The organism is Leucobacter sp. M11, from assembly GCF_035726885.1.
GTDB lineage: Bacteria > Actinomycetota > Actinomycetes > Actinomycetales > Microbacteriaceae > JAPFRB01.
In genome coordinates, this window is record NZ_JAPFRB010000002.1 from 537,757 (window position 1) to 538,180 (window position 424).

1 protein-coding gene is annotated in these 424 nt (G+C 69.8%); it reads right to left on the reverse strand.

Going from position 1 to position 424, the window contains the following annotated elements; translation table 11 throughout:
* The coding region (locus tag OOT08_RS06905) for a P1 family peptidase (RefSeq protein ID WP_325092129.1) at positions 1-424 on the reverse strand (424 nt) is incomplete at both ends.

The following is a 424-nucleotide window of genomic DNA, read 5'->3' on the forward strand; positions in this document are numbered from 1 at the left end:
AGGACGTCGTCCTCGGTGATCCTGCGCGCGCGGATGTCCGAGAGGAAGCCGTCATTTGTCTCGCCAACCACGGGGTTCAGCGTCGTGGTCTGCTCGTACCCGGGCAGCGCGATCATGTGGCTGACGAGGGCATCGGCCACCCGGAAGGCGGCGAGGGTGCTCGTGAGGAGAATGGGGGTCTCGATCGCGCCGAGCTCTCCGAGCTGGCTGACGCCGATGAGTTTGCCGTAGCCGTTGCCGACGCAGAGCCCGGCGGGCAGCATCCGGCGGTCCGGGCCCAGGGCGTCCGGGACGATCGCGGTGACCCCGGTGTTCAGTCCCGGCGCTGTGATGGTGGTGTGGCCGATGCGGACCCCCGGCACGTCCGTGATGGCGTTCAGCTCGCCGCGGGCGAAGCCCCCCAACCGGATGCCGAGATCGGCGA